This is a genomic window from Nocardia sp. NPDC004582 (assembly GCF_053602115.1).
Window position 1 is genome coordinate 1 of the sequence record NZ_JBSGCY010000138.1, and the last position, 16,932, is coordinate 16,932.

Consider the following 16,932-nt stretch of genomic DNA (forward strand, 5'->3'; position numbering starts at 1 on the left):
GGTGCGACCGCCCCCGCCCGGGAGGCCGAGGCCCCCGCGCCCGCCATCGCCGAGATCGAGCCCACCGCGGGCCGTCTCACCAAGCTGCGCGGCCGCCTGTCCCGCTCCCAGAACGCCGTCGGCAAGTCGCTGCTGGGCCTGCTCGGCGGTGGCGATCTGGACGAGGACTCCTGGGAGGAGATCGAGGACACCCTCGTCATGGCCGACCTCGGCACCGGCAGCACCGCCGCCATCGTGGAGCGCCTGCGCGAGGAGATGGCCGGGCGCAGCGTCCGGACCGCCGCCGAGGCCCGCGCGCTGCTGCGCGAGGTGCTCATCGAGGCGCTACGCCCGGAGCTGGATCGCTCCATCCGCGCGCTACCGCACGCCGATCACCCGTCGATCCTGCTGGTCGTGGGCGTGAACGGCACCGGAAAGACCACCACCACCGGCAAATTGGCGCGCGTGCTGGTGGCCGACGGCCGCCGCGTGCTGCTGGGCGCGGCCGACACCTTCCGTGCCGCCGCGGCCGATCAGCTGCAGACCTGGGGTGAGCGCGTGGGCGCGGAGACCGTGCGCGGCAAGGAGGGCGCGGACCCCGCGGCCGTGGCGTTCGACGCGGTGTCGGCCGGTATCGATCGCGGCGTGGACGTGGTGCTCATCGACACCGCGGGCCGCCTGCACACCAAGACCGGCCTGATGGACGAGCTGGGCAAGGTCAAGCGCGTGGTGGAGAAGAAGGCCGCAGTGGACGAGGTCATCCTGGTGCTGGATTCGACGGTCGGCCAGAACGGGTTGATGCAGGCGCGGGTCTTCGCCGACGTCGTGGACATCACGGGCGTGGCGCTGACCAAGCTGGACGGAACCGCCAAGGGCGGCATCGTTTTCCAGGTTCAGCATGAGCTGGGTGTACCGGTCAAACTGGTCGGTTTGGGCGAGGGTGCTGATGATCTTGCTCCCTTCGAGCCCGGCGCCTTCGTCGACGCCTTGCTCGGATAACGGTCTCTCACCTGCATCGTTATCGAATTCAACATCATCCTCACAATGTCGCGGTAACAGTTGCGCGGTTTCGGAAACGTGACCGCAACACTGCAATCTCATCCGTTCACCTACGCGAAACGCCGCAGGATCACGGCGGAAACACCGACTGACGAATCTCATTGCAGGCTTATTCGCAGGTTGCTGCGGGGCTGACGATGAGGAGGACAAAAGGTGGCGTTTCCCGTAATCGGTGCGGCCGACACCGGCGACACCGCATGGATGCTGGCGAGTTCAGCACTCGTGCTTCTGATGACACCCGGACTGGCGTTTTTCTACGGCGGTATGGTCCGCTCGAAGAACGTCCTGAACATGATCATGATGAGCATCGCCTCCATGGGCGTGGTCACCGTTCTATGGGTGCTGTACGGCTTCTCCGTCGCCTTCGGCGACGACAAGGGCAGCCTGATCGGCAACCCGACCCAGTACTTCGGGCTCAAGTCGCTGTTCGGTGGCACGTACCTGGCCAGCAGCACCGACCAGACCATCAAGTCGGCCATCCCCCTGGCGGGAACCGTGCCGGCGACGGTCTTCGTGGCCTTCCAGCTGATGTTCGCGATCATCACCGTCGCCCTGATCTCCGGTGCGGTCGCCGACCGCCTGAAGTTCGGGTCCTGGGTGCTGTTCTCGGCGGTGTGGGCCACCGTGGTCTACTTCCCGGTCGCGCACTGGGTCTTCGCCTTCGACGGCGTCACCGGTGAGCACGGCGGCTGGGTCGCCAACAAGCTCAAGGCGATCGACTTCGCCGGTGGTACCGCGGTCCACATCAACGCCGGTGTCGCGGGCCTGGTCCTGGCGATCGTGCTCGGCAAGCGCAAGGGCTGGCCGAAGACCCCGATGCGTCCGCACAACCTGCCGTTCGTGATGCTCGGCGCCGGTCTGCTGTGGTTCGGCTGGTACGGCTTCAACGCCGGTTCGGCCGTGGGCTCCAACGGCATCGCGGGCGCCACCTTCGTCACCACCACCGTCGCCACCGGTGCGGCCATGCTGGCCTGGCTGCTGGTGGAGAAGATCCGTGACGGTCACGCCACCTCCCTGGGCGCCGCCTCGGGCATCGTGGCCGGTCTGGTCGCCATCACCCCCTCCTGCTCCTCGGTCAACGTCATCGGCGCGCTCGCCATCGGCGTGGTCGCCGGCGTGCTCTGCGCTCTCGCGGTCGGCCTGAAGTTCAAGTTCGGCTTCGACGACTCGCTCGACGTGGTGGGCGTCCACCTGGTCGGCGGTATCGCCGGCACCCTGATGGTCGGCCTGGTCGCCGCCCCCGAGGCTCCGGCCGCGGTCAAGGGCCTGTTCTACGGCGGCGGCTTCGATCAGCTGATCAAGCAGGCCGTGGGAGCCGGTGCGGTGCTTGCCTTCTCGGGCATCGCGACCCTGATCATCGCGCTCGCCATCAAGTACACCATCGGTCTCCGGGCGAACGAGGAAGCCGAGTTCCAGGGCTTGGATGAGTCCGAGCACGCAGAATCGGCATACGATTTCGCTGCTGTGAGTGGTGCGGCGCGCACCGCCGCCGTCAAGGAGGCATGACGAACATGAAACTGATCACTGCGATCGTGAAGCCGTTCACCCTGGAGGACGTGAAGACCGGCCTGGAGCAGGCGGGCGTGCTCGGCATGACCGTCAGCGAGGTGCAGGGCTACGGCCGTCAGAAGGGCCACACCGAGGTCTACCGCGGTGCCGAGTACTCGGTCGACTTCGTCCCGAAGGTCCGGGTCGAGGTAGTGGTGGACGACGCCTCCGTCGACAAGGTCGTCGAGGTCATCGTCGAAGCCGCCCGCACCGGCAAGATCGGCGACGGCAAGGTCTGGGTCACCCCGGTCGACGCCATCGTCCGGGTGCGCACCGGCGAACGCGGTTCCGACGCTCTGTAATTCGAGCGGGATCCCCGTGGCGGCCCCGGCCCCGTCGGTGTCGAAACCGGCGGTGGCGGGGCCGTCCCCGTGTCGGGGCGGCGAACTGAATTGAATCGAGAGGGGCGGTTGTGGGTTTCCAGCAGGAACGCGATGACAAGGCCGAGGACACCAAGGTCTCCGGAGGAGCCTCGGACCTGGTCCGGGCCCGCAACCAGCTGCTCGCCGAACACGGTTCGGCCGGTCGCGCCGCCCGTCTGGACGCCGAGGCCCTGCGCGAGGCCCTGGTGGATCTCTACGACCTGTGGCTGACCACCAAGGGCCAGGAGGTCGGCATCACCGCCGACAGCGGGCTGGCCCTGGTCGCGGTCGGCGGCCTGGGCCGCCGGGAGATGCTGCCCTACTCCGACCTGGATCTGGTGCTGCTCTACGACGACGTCGACCCCGTCCGGGTCGCCGAGGTCGCCGATCAGCTCTGGTATCCGCTGTGGGACGCCCACATCAAGCTCGATCACAGCGTGCGCACCGTCCCGCAGGCGCTGCGCGTGGCCGCCGACGATCTCACCGCCGGCCTCGGCATGCTCGAGGCCCGGCACATCGTCGGCGACGAGGGATTGAGCAATCTGCTCATCGGCGGCGTGCGCCGGGACTGGCGGGCCGGAATCCGGTCCCGTTTCGACGCCCTGATCGAGCAGGCCCACACCCGCTGGCGCCGTAGCGGAGACGTCGCCCACCGCGCCGAACCCGATCTCAAGAACGGGCGCGGGGGATTGCGGGACATCCAGTTGCTGGACGCCCTCGCCATCGCACAACTGACCGACGCCATGCCGGGGCTCGGTCCGGAAGTGCCGGGCGGCGGGCTGAAGCAGGCGCACCGCCGCCTGCTCGATGTACGCACCGAGCTGCATCGGGTGGCGGGCCGCGCCCGCGACCAGCTGCGGGCGCAGGACGCCGACGAGATCGGGGCGGCCCTGCGGATCGGAGACCGCTTCGATCTGGCCCGCACGCTCAGCGACGCGGCCCGCACCATCGGCTACTCCACCGATGTCGGGCTGCGGACCGCCGGGAACGCGCTGCCCCGCCGCGGGCTCGCGCGCTTGCGCCGTGTTCCGGTGCGCCGACCACTCGATGAGGGGGTGGTCGAGCATTCCGGAGAAGTGGTGCTCGCCCGTGACGCTCGCCCGCAGCGCGATCCCGGCCTGATCCTGCGGGTGGCCGCGGCCTCGGCGCAGACCGGGCTGCCGATGTCGGCCACCACCCTCAACCGCCTCGGTGAGGACGCGCCCGAGCTCCGCGAGCCGTGGCCCAAGGAAGCGCTCAACGACCTGCTGGTGCTGCTGGGCGCCGGCCGCGGCGCCGTCGACGCGGTCGAGGCCCTGGACCGAACGGGCTTGTGGGGCAGGCTGTTTCCGGAGTGGGGCGTGGTGCGCGACCTGCCGCCGCGCGACGCCATGCACACCTGGACCGTGGACCGCCACCTGATGGAGACCGTCGCCCAGGCCGGGGCGTTGTCCACCCGCGTCTCCCGTCCGGACCTGCTGCTGCTGGGCGCGCTGCTGCACGACATCGGCAAGGGCCGCAGCGAGGACCACAGCGTGGTCGGCGCGGAACTGGCGGTGTCGATCGGAAATCGCCTGGGGCTGTGGCCTTCCGACGTGCAGACGCTCGCGGCCATGGTGCGTCACCATCTGCTGCTGCCCGATACCGCCACGCGCCGCGACACATCCGACTCCGACACCGTGAAGATGGTGATCGACGCCCTCGACGGCGACCCGCACCTGCTGGAACTGCTGGCCGCGCTGGCCGAGGCCGACGCGCTGGCCACCGGGCCCGGGGTGTGGAACGACTGGAAGGCCTCGCTGATCGGCGATCTGGTCCGCAACTGCCGTCATGCGATGGCGGGTGAGCCGCTGCCGGAGCCGACCCCGATCCCCGAGGAATTGCGCGCCCGCGCCGAATCCGGTGGCGTGCACGTGGATCTGAGGCCTGGCGACGGGCGCTACCACCACGTGGTCACCGTGGTGGCCCCCGATAGTCCGGGCCTGCTGTCGGAGGCGGCGGGCGTGCTGGCCGTGCATTCGCTGCGGGTGCTGTCGGCCGAGCTGGCCAGTGTGGGCGCGGCGGCCATCGACACCTTCGTGGTGGCGCCGCGATTCGGTGATCCGCCGGACGCCGGCCTGCTGCGGCAGGAGCTGATCCGCGCCATCAACGGCGATCTGGATCTGGCGTCGGTGCTGGCCCGCAAGGAGCGCGACGCGGTCGGCGCCGGGCCGAGTCCGTTCGCGCAGGCGCGGCCGCGGGTGTTCTGGCACGACACCGCCGAGCCGGGCCGGGTGTTGCTGGAGTTGCGGGCCGAGGACCGGATCGGGTTGCTGAACCGGTTGGCCGCGGCGCTGGCCGAATCGGGGGTGAACGTGTCGTGGGCGAAGGTGGTGACCATGGGTTCCGCCGTCATCGACACGTTCTGCCTGGATCTGGGCGACACCGACACGCCCGGGCGGCGGGCCGAGATCTCGGCGGCGGTGCTCGCGGTGGTGCCGCCTCAACAACCGAAGAAACCGGCCGAATCGGACAGCTGAATCGGATCTTCCAGCGGTTTTCCGGTCGGAGAGCAGGCGTCGGAAGTAACCGGCAAACCATGCGTTTGCCAGTTAATCAGAATGTTGCAGTAGATTTGCTGTAATGCCGGTCGGGTGACCGGCGTCACACCCTAGTATTCGCGTGCACGTGTCAGTCACGAGTCGCGAGCACGAGGGGAGTGGTTCGGTGGCAATCGAAGTCGTTTCCGCGTCGATGATGACGAGCGATCTGACCTCGCACATCGCCCGCTGTGTCGGTGGCGACCGCTGGGTGGTGTCCTGGCTGCCCGGCCGCACCCTCACCGGCCAGCAGGCCGTGACCGCCATGACCATCGCCTCCGCCGTCACCGGCGAGAGCCCGTCGGACGCCGGCTGGGCGATCCTCGACGGGCTGGCCCTGGAGCTGGGCCTCACCGCCCGCGAGGCGGTCGGCATGGTTGCCATCGAGAAGCACGACCTGCGCCGCCCCGGCCCCCGCCCGCGGTCGCTCGAATAACCACTACCCTGGTATCTCGAGTGAACGTCCCTCGAGATCAGGAGCATCGGTGTTCGAATCCCTTTCCGACCGGTTGGCCGGTGCCCTCAAGGATCTGCGTGGCAAGGGACGCCTGTCGCCGGCGGACATCGACGCGACCGCTCGGGAGATCCGCCTGGCCCTGCTCGAGGCCGACGTCGCGCTGCCCGTGGTGCGCGGTTTCATCGCCAAGATCAAGGAGCGCGCCAAGGGCGCCGAGGTCTCCGCGGCGCTGAACCCGGCCCAGCAGGTCGTCAAGATCGTCAACGAGGAACTGATCAATATCCTCGGTGGCGAGACCCGGCGACTGCGGCTGGCCAAGAACCCGCCCACCGTCATCATGCTGGCCGGTCTGCAGGGTGCCGGTAAGACCACCCTCGCGGGCAAGCTCGCCAAATGGCTGAAGGGCCAGGGCCATACCCCGCTGCTGGTCGCGTGTGACCTGCAGCGTCCCGGCGCGGTCACCCAGCTGCAGGTGGTCGGCGAGCGGGCCGGGGTGCCGGTCTTCGCGCCGCATCCGGGCACCTCCATCGGCGGCGGCGAGAACCCGCTGGGCGTCTCCGCCTCCGATCCGGTCGACGTCGCGCGCGCCGGTATCGAGGAGGCCAACGCCAAGCAGTACGACGTGGTCATCGTCGACACCGCCGGTCGCCTCGGCATCGACGAGGAGCTGATGCGGCAGGCCGCGGGCATCCGCGACGCCGTCAACCCCGACGAGACCCTGTTCGTCCTCGACGCCATGATCGGCCAGGACGCGGTCTCCACCGCCGAGGCCTTCCGGGACGGCGTCGGCTTCACCGGTGTCGTGCTCACCAAGCTCGACGGCGACGCCCGCGGTGGCGCCGCGCTGTCGGTGCGTGAGATCACCGGCCAGCCCATCCTTTTCGCCTCCACCGGCGAGAAGCTCGAGGACTTCGACGTCTTCCATCCCGACCGCATGGCCTCGCGCATCCTCGGCATGGGCGACCTGCTCACCCTGATCGAGCAGGCCGAGCAGGTCTACGACGCCAAGCAGGCCGAGGAGGCCGCCCGCAAGATCGGCTCCGGTGAGCTGACCCTCGAGGACTTCCTCGAGCAGATGCTGGCCATCCGCAAGATGGGCCCGATCGGCAACCTGCTGGGCATGCTGCCGGGCGCGGGCCAGATGAAGGACGTGCTCGCGCAGGTCGATGACAAGCAGCTCGACCGGGTGCAGGCCATCATCCGCGGCATGACGCCCGCCGAGCGGGCCAACCCGAAGATCATCAACGCCTCCCGCCGCCTGCGCATCGCCAACGGTTCGGGTGTGGCGGTCTCCGACGTCAACCAGCTCGTGGACCGCTTCTTCGAGGCCAAGAAGATGATGGGCGCGATGAGCCGCCAGTTCGGCTTCCCCGGCGGCAACCGGGGCGGCAAGAACACCAAGAAGGGCGGCAAGAAGGGCAAGAAGGGCGGACGCGGCCCGACCCCGCCGAAGGTGCGCGGCGGCTTCCCGGGCATGCCCGGTCTCCCGGGCGGCATGCCCGGCGGTATGCCGGACCTGTCCAACCTCCCGGCCGGTCTCAACGAGCTGCCGCCGGGTCTGGAAGGCTTCGATCTCAGCAAGCTGAACTTCCCCAAGAACTGACCCGCGGCAACGTGATTCGGCCCCGCGCGACCGCGCGGGGCCGAACTGCTCCCGGCAAGGCTCTTCGAGGCGGTCGGCCCGCCGGGTGCGACGCGCGGATTCTGGGTACCGTTCGGGCGTGAAGATCGATCAGGTTTCCGATTCCGTGTACGTCGTGGCGGGCACGAACGTCAACTGGGCGTTGGTCGGTGATGATCGTGGTGTGGCCGTGGTGGACGCGGGGTATCCGGGAGATACCGCCGCGATGCTGAGTTCGGTGTCCCAGATCGGGTACCAGCTCGGCGATATCGCGGCGGTCCTCATCACCCACGCGCACCTGGACCACATCGGGGCGATTCCCACCCTGGTCGAGCGGCTCGGGGTGCCGGTGTACACCGGGCCGGAGGAGGTCCGGCACGCGAAACGGGAGTATCTGCAGCAGATCACGCCGAGGCAGATGGCCGGGCAGCTGGTGACGCGGCGCGGGGCGGTGTGGGTGGCGCAGACCTTGCGGGCCTGTGTGGGGCACATCGGGATGAGCGTGCCGACGGCGGTGGCCGCGGACGCGGAGACGCTGGCGGCCTTGCCGGGCGGGCTCGTCGCGGTGCCGACACCCGGTCACACCAACGGTCACACCGCGTACTTCATGCCCTCGGAGGGCGTGCTGTTCTCCGGGGACGCCCTGGTCACCGGTCACCCGATCGCGCGGGGGACCGGTCTGCAGCTGCTGCCCGGCGTGTTCAATCACGACGAGCCCGAGACGCTGGCGAGCGCGCGGACCCTCGCCGATCTGGGTGCCGAGGTGCTGGTGCCCGGGCACGGACTCCCGATCCGCGCGGATCTGCCCGCGCTGCTCGGCGCCTTCGCGCGGTCGTAGCGGTCGCCGACCGTGCGATAGTGATCCCATGCGGCTGCATTTCCGTGGCTTCGTCCTGCCCGACGGTGAACTCCGCGATCTGTGGGTGCGCGACGGGGTGATCTCCGCCGAGCCGGTGCCCGGCGCGGACACCGTGCACGCCTCCGGCTGGATCCTGCCCGGCCTGGTCGACGCGCACTGCCACGTCGGCATCAAACACGGTGGCGGGCACGAGGATTCGGAAGGCGCGATCGCGCAGGCCGAGGTGGAGCGGGACGCCGGGGCGCTGCTGCTGCGCGACGCGGGCTCACCGGTCGACACCCGTTTCCTCGACGAGCGCGCCGACCTGCCGCGCATCATCCGCGCGGGCCGCCACATCGCCCGCCCCAAACGCTATATCCGCGAACTCGGCATCGAACTCGACGACGAGCGCGACCTGCCCGACATCGTGGCCGAGCAGGCGCGGCGCGGCGACGGCTGGGTGAAGATCATCGGCGACTGGATCGACCGCGCGGTCGGCGACCTCGCGCCGCTGTGGTCGGATCCGGTCCTGAAGGCCGCCATCGACGCCGCCCACCGCGAGGGCGCCCGCGTCACCGCCCACGTCTTCGGCGAGGACGCCCTGCCCGGCCTGCTGGCCGCGGGCATCGACTGCATCGAACACGGCACCGGCCTCACCGACGACACCATCGCCACCATGGCGGCTCAGGGCACCGCCCTGGTCCCCACCCTCATCAATATCGACACCTTCCCCGGAATCGCCGACGGCGCGACCAAATTCCCCGCCTACGCCGCCCACATGCGCGACCTGCACCGCCGCTCCCGCGACACCGTCGCCAGGGCCCACGACGCCGGGGTCCCCATCTACACCGGCACCGACGCGGGCGGTTCCATCCGCCACGGCCGCATCGCCGACGAGATCATCGCCCTCACCGAGGCGGGCTTCAGCTCCCACGACGCGCTGGGCGCCTCCACCTGGAACGCCCGGGATTGGCTCGTCCACCCCGGCATCACCCCCGGCGCCCCCGCCGATTTCGTTGTCTACCAGGATGATCCGCGCGTGAATCTGCGCATCCTCACCACCCCGTCCTGGGTCGTCCTGCGCGGCCGCGTCTACGACCGCCGCGACCCGGTGACCGCGTACCGCTGAGCCCACTGGCATGCGGATCGGCGGTGCATGTCCCGCGTTCGGGCCACGGCTGTTCAGCGCATGAAACAATGTCGATCAGATTGAACCGACACCCGGACAGATCGGACGGGAAATGACGATGACCGCTGAGGTTTCGACGTTCCACCCACTCGGCCCGTCAACCATGGAAGACTGGCTGGCCGCAGAGCAGCCGTCCGATGGATCTCGTCTCGAGCTCGTCCTGGGGTACCTCTACATGACACCTCCACCCACGGGGTCGCATCAGTACGCGACCGGCGAGTTGTTCGTGGCGCTTCGCGCGGCGGTCCGGGCTGCAGGGCGATCGGATCTCCAGGTGCTTCCCGGCGTCGGCGTGAAGATCAGCACAGCGTTCCGGACCGGCGTCATCCCCGATGTCGCGGTCGTCGCGGCTGACGCGCACCGCAAGAGCTTCGAGGCGCACGAACTGGTGCTGGCCGTCGAAGTCTGGTCGTCGGGAAACACGCGTGAGGAACGCGATACGAAAATCGCCGGATACGCCGCCGCTCGAGTTCCCTATCTGTGGATCGTCGAACTGCCCGAAGGCAAACCTGCCAAATTCTGCGGTTATCGATTGGGCGAATCCGGGTATCGCCAAGAGATTTACGCGGCGGCGGGGGAAGTAGTCTCGCCGCCGGCCCCGGTCCTGGTCGAGATCGCGACAGCTGAGCTTCGCTGATCTGTCGGTACTCACATAACCGGTCGGATAGGTACCCGAATCCGTCACCCGAGCTCCGAAATGCCGGTCTTAGGATCGCCCCTGCGCTGTCGCCACCGAGCTGCATACGAAAGATTCCGGTCACCGATCAGGCGTGTAAGCAGCATCCGGTCGCGCGGCTGGCGTTCGCGCAGTCGTCGCTGGGCGGACGGGCGATCGTGGTGTGCGCCAATGACACCGACCCGACGTCCATGGGTACCGCGAAGCTCGGTGACTGCGGTGACCGCAAGTCGATGAAGAAGGTCGCCTGCACCGATCCGGCCGCTTCGGAGCGGGTGCCGTCGGTCCGCACCGCGTACGGCAACCGCCCGGCCGGAATGCCCGGACGATCTGGGCGCGAGCGCGTACGCGTCGCTGGTAGGACTCTTCTGCCGATTCCCCTGCGCGGGGATAGTGAATCGTGCATGCTTCACACGTTTCATTGTTCTACCCGTTGAGGAGAAGACCGTGGGGTCTATCGAAAGCCTGGCCATTAGCGTCCTGGCCGGTCTGATTGTGCACGCGCTGACGTCCGGCAGCTCTACCCCGGCGCAGCCGTAGTAGGCCCATCGCCGTCCACAGCCCGCCGGGTCATCCGGTGGGCTGTGCTGATTCCGGGCCCGTTCGGGGCGATTTCTTCCGCCGACGGGCCGTCTGGCAGAATGAACGACCGTCCTCATCGAGGACAGTGTCAGCCCGTCTCCGGTTCCGTACCGCGCGGCGGTCACAGCACTTGACGCAAAACCGGGCCCACCGCGAGTGGGTCGCTGAATTGCGACGTGACCAACCTTTGAAAGGAAGCAGCTCATGGCTGTTCGTATCAAGCTGACCCGGCTGGGCAAGATCCGCAACCCCCAGTACCGCATCGTCGTCGCCGACGCCCGCACTCGTCGTGACGGCCGCGCCATCGAGTCGATCGGCATCTACCAGCCGAAGCAGGAGCCCTCGCTCATCCAGATCGACTCCGAGCGCGCCCAGTACTGGCTGGGTGTCGGCGCGCAGCCGACCGAGCCGGTGAAGCGTCTGCTGGAGATCACCGGCGACTGGCAGAAGTTCAAGGGCCTGCCGGGCGCCGAGGGCACCCTGAAGGTCGCGGCCCCGAAGCCGTCCAAGCTGGACCTGTTCAACGCCGCGCTGGCCGCCGCCGAGAACGAGCCGGTCGCCGAGGCCGTCACCCCCAAGAAGAAGGCCGCCAAGAAGGACGAGGCCGAGGCCGAGGCCGCTGAGGCCACCACCGAAGCCGCCGAGTAATGAGTGCCGTCGTGGCTGATGCTGTCGAACATCTCGTTCGCGGCATCGTCGCCAATCCGGATGACGTCCACGTCGAGCTGATCACCAGCCGGCGTGGCCGCACCGTCGAGGTGCACGTGCACCCCGACGATCTGGGCAAGGTGATCGGTCGCGGCGGTCGTACCGCGACCGCCCTGCGCACCCTGGTCGCCGGCATCGGCGGCAAGGGCATTCGCGTCGACGTGGTCGACACGGATCAGTAGATGACGGAGCTCGTGGTCGGACGGGTCGCCAAATCGCACGGTGTGCGTGGCGAACTCGTCGTAGATGTCCGCACCGACGAGCCGGAACTGCGGTTCGCGCCCGGCAGCGTCCTGAAGGGGAAGCTGCCGCGCGCGAAGCAGACGCAGGAATTCGTAGTGGAGTCGGCCCGGGAGCACTCGGGCCGGCTTCTGCTGCGTCTGGACGGGCTCGTCGATCGCACCGCCGCGGATGGGTTGCGCGGCATGCTGTTCGTCGTCGACACCGCTGACCTGCCGCCGTCGCAGGATCCGGACGAGTACTACGACCACGAGCTCGAAGGGCTGCGTGTCGAACTCGCCGACGGCACCGTCGTCGGCACCGTCAACGAAGTGCTGCATTCCGCTGCGGGAGAACTGCTCTCGATCAAGGCCGGGGACGCCTTCCCGCCCGCGGGCCGGGAGATCCTGGTGCCGTTCGTGCTGGCCATGGTGCCGACCGTGTCCGTCGCCGACGGACTGATCGTCATCGACCCGCCCGAGGGCCTGCTGGACCCGGAGTAGCGGCATGCGTATCGACGTCGTCACGATCTTCCCCGAATACCTCGAACCGATGCGAGCGGCCTTGCTGGGCAAGGCCATCGACAAGGGCCTGCTCGAGGTCGAGGTGCACGACCTGCGCCGCTGGACCCACGACGTGCACAAATCCGTGGACGACACCCCCTACGGCGGCGGCCCCGGCATGGTCATGAAACCGACCGTGTGGGGCGACGCCCTCGACGAGGTGTGCCCGGACGACGCCCTGCTGGTGGTGCCCACCCCCGCGGGCGTGCCATTCACACAGGAGACCGCGCAGCGGTGGTCCGGCGAGAGCCACATCGTGTTCGCCTGCGGCCGCTACGAGGGCATCGACCAGCGGGTCTTCGACGACGCCGCGCGACGCGTGCGCGTCGAGGAGGTCAGCATCGGCGATTACGTGCTGATCGGCGGCGAGGCCGCGGTGCTGGTGATGACCGAGGCGTTCGTCCGGTTGATCCCGGGCGTGCTCGGCAATCAGCAATCCCACGAACAGGATTCGTTCTCCGACGGCCTGCTGGAGGGCCCGTCCTACACGCGGCCGGTGAGTTGGCGTGGACTGGACGTGCCGGAGATCCTGTTGTCCGGCAATCACGCCAAGGTCGCGCAGTGGCGGCGTGAGCGGTCGCTGGAACGCACCGCCGAGCGCAGGCCCGACCTGCTGCCCGAGGCCGCGCCGACCGAGCTGGGCTGAGGCCGCACCGACCGAACTCGGCTGCGGTCGGTCGCGCGGTCAGCGTTTCGGGATGGCGGCGTAGCTGTTGTCCGAACCCGTGACGAGGATGCCCCACGGCGCGGGGTAAAGGCGCGTGTGAGAGATGTCCAGATTCATGGTGAGCGTGGGCTTTTCGCCCGCCGCGGTCGGGCCCGGGCCGAGGATGACGGTACGTTTGCCGTTCTTGGTGTCGTAGGCCACCAGCCACGCCTTCGCGCCGCTGTTCTCCCGCATGAGCAGCAGGACCGCGTTGCGGCCGCTCACCATGAGCGGCTGCATCTCCTCCTTGCTCGCGTCCAGCGGCACGCTCCAGCGGACGCTGCCGTTGGGGGCTTGCAAGCGCATGTCCTTGTCGTCGGCGATGACATAGCTGTCCATCGTGAGTGATGACCCGTCGGCGAGCAGAGCGCGGAATTCCTTGTCGGAGGCTGCTTTCCGGCTGCCGAGTGAGGTTCCGTCGGCCATGTCGACGGTGTCGACGGTGCCCTCGGCCACCACGATGGCCATCCGTCCAGGGCCGCGCAGGAAATTGCCCTTCTCGGGGATGTCGCGACGCCAGACCGTGGCTCCGGTGGTGCGGTCGAGTCCGCCGACGACAGTCCGGCCGCCTGCCGCGGTACAGCGGAATACCACCACGCCGGGACCTTCGGCCAGGCTCGGCACATCCGAATCGAACAGGGCCGGAAGGTCTTTCGGCAGCGGTGTGGCGCAACCGAGCGTTCCCGGATCGACCGACCATCGCTGCTCGCCGGTGCGCGGATCGAGGTGGACGAATTGCCCGGTGCCGGAATCCGACTCGAACCACTGCTCGGCCGGGGTGTCCCACAGCCGCTTGCCGGAGCTGGTGTCGTAGGCGGTCAGTCCCGGGGCGCCCCGCCATCCGGCCAGCATCACATGTCCGCGGTCGAGCACCTGGATCTTGCCCTGCTCGGGCGGTGCGCCGGTCGACGCGATCTTCCAAAGCTGTAGTCCGGTACGGACATCCATGCGGGTGATGCCGTCGTCGGCCAGGGTATATACCCCCGTGGACATGACCCCGAAGGATTCGCTCGGGCCCAGCGACAGCGTCTTGACCGCGCTCAGGTCCAGGTCGGGCACCGTGGATACGTCGGCGATGGCGGCGGAACCACTCGAACCGCAGCCCGCCGCGACCGCCGATAGCCCCACCGCCAGGGCGACGCGGGCGCAGGCCCGGAACACTCGACGTGGAACACGTTCGCGCAGAGTCGGGATCGGCACGGGGGTCGATCCTGCCACCGGCCTCGCGGCGCGCCGATCCGAGACTCGCGGGACAGAACGGACCGAATCGCGCGTGGGCGTTGCACCGGGTGTCGGGCGGCGGCGGTAGTGTCTGCGGGCGTGACGACAGCCTCCGAAACCGTCAGCGCAGCATCCGCAGGTGCCACCGGCACCGTCCGCCTCGCCAGCGTCGGCCGGCGTATCGCCGACGAGCTGGGCGTGCGCGAGGAGCAGGTGCGCTCCGCCGTCGAACTCCTCGATGCCGGCTCGACCGTGCCGTTCATCGCCCGCTACCGCAAGGAAGTCACCGGCGGGCTCGACGACGCGCAGCTCCGCACCCTCGACGAACGCCTCCACTACCTGCGCGAACTCGACGAGCGCCGGGGCTCGATCATCGAATCCATCCGTGGCCAGGGCAAATTGGATGAGGCGCTGCACGCGCAGATCATGCTCGCCGACACCAAGGCCCGCCTCGAGGACATCTACCTGCCGTTCAAGCCGAAGCGGCGCACCAAGGCGCAGATCGCGCGCGAGGCCGGGCACGAGCCGGTGGCCGACGCGCTGCTGGGCGATCCCACCACCGATCCCGCGCAGTACACCGCCGAACAGCTCGACGGCGCCCGCGCCATCCTGGTGGAACGTTTCGCCGAGGACGCCGACCTGGTCGGTGAACTGCGCGAACTCATGTGGGAACGCGGCCAGGTGTCCTCGACCGTGCGCGCGGGCAAGGAGGAGGCGGGCGCGAAGTTCGCCGACTACTTCGAATTCTCCGAGCCGTTCCACAAGCTGCCCTCGCACCGCATCCTGGCGCTGCTGCGCGGTGAGAAGGAGGAGGTGCTCAACCTGCACCTCGAACCCGACACCGAGGAACTCGAGGACGGGCAGCGCTCCATCTACGAGGGCCGCATCGCCGTCAAGTTCGACATCGCCGATCGCGGCCGGGCCGCCGACGGCTGGCTGCTGGACACCGTGCGCTGGGCGTGGCGGACCAAGCTGCAGGTCAGCCTCGGCATCGACACCCGGATGCGGTTGCGCCAGTCCGCCGAACGCGACGCCGTCGACGTGTTCGCCGCCAACCTGCGCGACCTGCTGCTGGCCGCGCCCGCCGGCACCCGCACCACCATGGGCCTGGACCCGGGCTACCGGACCGGTGTGAAAGTGGCCGTGGTCGATTCCACCGGCAAGGTCGTCGCCACCGAGGTCATCTACCCGCACAAGCCGCAGGGCCAGACCGAGAAGTCCCTCGCGGTGCTGGGCGCACTGGTCGCCCGGTTCAACGTCGAGCTGATCGCCATCGGCAACGGCACCGCCTCCCGCGAGACCGACGCCCTTGCCGCCGAACTCATCTCGCGCATCCCCGAGCACAAGCCCACCAAGATCGTGGTGTCCGAGGCGGGCGCGTCGGTGTACTCGGCCTCGGCGTACGCGTCGGCGGAGCTGCCCGACATGGACGTGTCGCTGCGCGGCGCGGTCTCCATCGCCCGCCGTCTGCAGGACCCCCTCGCCGAGCTGGTGAAGATCGACCCGAAGTCCATCGGCGTCGGCCAGTACCAGCACGACGTGTCCGAGACCCTGCTGGCCCGCTCGCTGGGCGCGGTGGTCGAGGACGCGGTGAACGCGGTCGGCGTCGACGTGAACATCGCCTCGGTTCCGCTGCTGTCGCGAGTGTCGGGCATCTCCAACTCGATCGCCGAATCCATTGTGGCCCACCGCGATGCCAATGGCCCCTTCCGCAATCGCGCCGGGCTCAAGGACGTCCCGCGCCTGGGCCCCAAGGCCTTCGAGCAGTGCGCCGGCTTCCTCCGCATCCGCGAGGGTGACGACCCGCTCGACACCTCCGGCGTGCACCCCGAGGCCTACCCGGTGGTCCGCCGCATCCTCGACGCCAGCGGCAAGGGCATCAAGGAGATCATCGGCAACACCTCCGCGCTGCGCGCCCTGCGTCCCGCGGACTTCACCGACGAGCAGTTCGGTGTCCCCACCGTCACCGACATCATCTCCGAGCTCGAGAAGCCCGGCCGCGACCCGCGCCCGGAGTTCAAGACCGCCGAATTCGCCGCGGGCATCGAGAAGGTCGCCGACCTGAAGCCCGGCATGGTGCTCGAGGGCGTCGTCACCAATGTCGCCGCCTTCGGCGCCTTCGTCGACGTCGGCGTCCACCAGGACGGCCTGGTCCACGTCTCGGCCCTGTCCCACAACTTCGTCAAGGACCCGCGCGAGGTCGTGAAGTCCGGCGACGTGGTGAAGGTCAAGGTCCTCGAGGTCGACGTGCAGCGCCAGCGCATCGGCCTGTCCCTGCGCCTCGACGACGAGCCCGGCAAGCCCAAGCAAGACCGAGGCCCCCGCGGGAACCAGGGTGGTGGCCAGGGCGGCGGCCAGCGCGGCGGGCGCGACAACGGCGCCCGTCAGGGCGGCAACCGCCAAGGCGGCCAGGGCGGCGGCAACCGTAACCAGGACCGCCGCAACCAGCCCGCCGCCAGCGGCTCCATGGCCGACGCGCTGCGCCGCGCCGGCTTCGGCAAGTAACGCCACACCGACGTGGGGGGCCCCGGCAACCCCGGGGCCCCCCCGCGTTTGGGCGAAGAAACGCCCGTGGCCCACGCCGGGAGAAAAACCACGGCCCCCCCGGCGAGGGGGCCCCACGCACGGCCGGCGCGCGGACGACGG

At 69.2% G+C, this 16,932-nt stretch carries 16 protein-coding genes; 14 read left to right on the plus strand and 2 right to left on the minus strand.

Annotation, left to right across the window (positions count from 1 at the left end):
- The 9 genes from ftsY to ACWELJ_RS27950 all read left to right on the plus strand — a co-directional run.
- On the plus strand, positions 1 to 978 hold a 978-nt coding region (ftsY, locus tag ACWELJ_RS27910; RefSeq protein WP_452369104.1), incomplete at its 5' end, for a signal recognition particle-docking protein FtsY.
- Between the two features lie 261 nt (positions 979 to 1,239).
- Positions 1,240 to 2,544 (plus strand): ammonium transporter, encoded by a 1,305-nt coding sequence (locus ACWELJ_RS27915; RefSeq protein ID WP_452369117.1) that lies wholly within the window; start codon positions 1,240 to 1,242, stop codon positions 2,542 to 2,544.
- Positions 2,545 to 2,549: 5 nt separating this feature from the next.
- Positions 2,550 to 2,888 (plus strand): P-II family nitrogen regulator, encoded by a 339-nt coding sequence (locus tag ACWELJ_RS27920; RefSeq protein WP_040859831.1) that lies wholly within the window; start codon positions 2,550 to 2,552, stop codon positions 2,886 to 2,888.
- A gap of 110 nt (positions 2,889 to 2,998) precedes the next feature.
- Positions 2,999 to 5,446: a [protein-PII] uridylyltransferase gene (locus tag ACWELJ_RS27925; RefSeq protein ID WP_452369105.1), complete on the plus strand. Its 2,448-nt coding sequence runs from the start codon at positions 2,999 to 3,001 to the stop codon at positions 5,444 to 5,446.
- Positions 5,447 to 5,633: 187 nt separating this feature from the next.
- A complete protein-coding gene (locus tag ACWELJ_RS27930; RefSeq protein ID WP_452369106.1) occupies positions 5,634 to 5,942 on the plus strand; it encodes a hypothetical protein in 309 nt (102 codons plus the stop codon).
- A 49-nt stretch (positions 5,943 to 5,991) separates the two neighbouring features.
- The gene (gene ffh / locus ACWELJ_RS27935) at positions 5,992 to 7,566 is read left to right on the plus strand and encodes a signal recognition particle protein (RefSeq protein WP_452369107.1); all 1,575 of its coding nucleotides are present in this window, start codon (positions 5,992 to 5,994) and stop codon (positions 7,564 to 7,566) included.
- A 118-nt stretch (positions 7,567 to 7,684) separates the two neighbouring features.
- Positions 7,685 to 8,422: an MBL fold metallo-hydrolase gene (locus ACWELJ_RS27940; protein WP_452369108.1), complete on the plus strand. Its 738-nt coding sequence runs from the start codon at positions 7,685 to 7,687 to the stop codon at positions 8,420 to 8,422.
- 28 nt (positions 8,423 to 8,450) lie between these two features.
- Positions 8,451 to 9,551: an amidohydrolase family protein gene (locus ACWELJ_RS27945; protein ID WP_452369109.1), complete on the plus strand. Its 1,101-nt coding sequence runs from the start codon at positions 8,451 to 8,453 to the stop codon at positions 9,549 to 9,551.
- 118 nt (positions 9,552 to 9,669) lie between these two features.
- Positions 9,670 to 10,248, plus strand: coding sequence for a Uma2 family endonuclease (locus tag ACWELJ_RS27950; protein WP_452369110.1), 579 nt, complete (start codon positions 9,670 to 9,672; stop codon positions 10,246 to 10,248).
- A 127-nt stretch (positions 10,249 to 10,375) separates the two neighbouring features.
- Here ACWELJ_RS27950 and ACWELJ_RS27955 read toward each other — a convergent pair whose 3' ends face one another.
- On the minus strand, positions 10,376 to 10,579 hold the full coding sequence (locus tag ACWELJ_RS27955) for a hypothetical protein (RefSeq protein WP_452369111.1): 204 nt from the start codon (positions 10,577 to 10,579) through the stop codon (positions 10,376 to 10,378).
- Positions 10,580 to 11,073: 494 nt separating this feature from the next.
- On the opposite strand from ACWELJ_RS27955, the gene rpsP reads away from it, so the two are divergent.
- Genes rpsP through trmD form a run of 4 tightly spaced genes read left to right on the plus strand, consistent with a single transcriptional unit; the run spans position 11,074 to position 13,005 of the window.
- Positions 11,074 to 11,517: a 30S ribosomal protein S16 gene (gene rpsP / locus ACWELJ_RS27960; RefSeq protein ID WP_452369112.1), complete on the plus strand. Its 444-nt coding sequence runs from the start codon at positions 11,074 to 11,076 to the stop codon at positions 11,515 to 11,517.
- Positions 11,517 to 11,759 (plus strand): RNA-binding protein, encoded by a 243-nt coding sequence (locus tag ACWELJ_RS27965; protein WP_029930032.1) that lies wholly within the window; start codon positions 11,517 to 11,519, stop codon positions 11,757 to 11,759. Before rpsP ends, ACWELJ_RS27965 begins: the two co-directional genes overlap by 1 nt.
- Positions 11,760 to 12,299, plus strand: coding sequence for a ribosome maturation factor RimM (rimM, locus tag ACWELJ_RS27970; RefSeq protein ID WP_452369113.1), 540 nt, complete (start codon positions 11,760 to 11,762; stop codon positions 12,297 to 12,299).
- A gap of 4 nt (positions 12,300 to 12,303) precedes the next feature.
- The gene (gene trmD / locus ACWELJ_RS27975; RefSeq protein WP_452369114.1) at positions 12,304 to 13,005 is read left to right on the plus strand and encodes a tRNA (guanosine(37)-N1)-methyltransferase TrmD; all 702 of its coding nucleotides are present in this window, start codon (positions 12,304 to 12,306) and stop codon (positions 13,003 to 13,005) included.
- 39 nt (positions 13,006 to 13,044) lie between these two features.
- On the opposite strand, the gene ACWELJ_RS27980 is transcribed toward trmD, so the two are convergent.
- Positions 13,045 to 14,265 carry an outer membrane protein assembly factor BamB family protein gene (locus tag ACWELJ_RS27980; protein ID WP_452369115.1) on the minus strand — a complete coding sequence of 407 codons (1,221 nt, stop codon included), beginning with the start codon at positions 14,263 to 14,265 and terminating at the stop codon, positions 13,045 to 13,047.
- Positions 14,266 to 14,385: 120 nt separating this feature from the next.
- On the opposite strand from ACWELJ_RS27980, the gene ACWELJ_RS27985 reads away from it, so the two are divergent.
- The gene (locus ACWELJ_RS27985) at positions 14,386 to 16,791 is read left to right on the plus strand and encodes a Tex family protein (RefSeq protein ID WP_452369116.1); all 2,406 of its coding nucleotides are present in this window, start codon (positions 14,386 to 14,388) and stop codon (positions 16,789 to 16,791) included.
- Positions 16,792 to 16,932: the final 141 nt, after the last annotated feature.